At 61.5% G+C, this 252-nt stretch carries 1 protein-coding gene; it reads right to left on the bottom strand.

All coding sequences use genetic code 11. The features are described 5' to 3' along the window. On the bottom strand, window positions 1–190 hold a 190-nt coding region (locus tag AC0L3U_RS39875), incomplete at its 3' end, for a c-type cytochrome (protein ID WP_473365194.1). Between the last annotated feature and the right edge of the window lie 62 nt (window positions 191–252).

The following is a 252-nucleotide window of genomic DNA, read 5'->3' on the forward strand; positions in this document are numbered from 1 at the left end:
TGGTTGTCCCCGCTGGCCGGCCGATGATGCCGTTGAGTTGGGGCCCGAACCCACCCCGTGCGCCTTCACCGACACTGTGACAGCCGCCGCACGTCTTGGTGAACAGCTTGCCGCCCGCCTCGGCATCGCCGGCAGCAAACGCCGAGTGGGCATTGAAGATCAGGGCTAGGGTCAACAAGGCATACTTCATCAGAGGGCTCCGCATCGAGTGTTGCCTGCGATTATGCCTGTTTAAAATCGACTTCCCCCTTC

It is taken from the genome of Bradyrhizobium sp. Kon69, assembly GCF_055807515.1.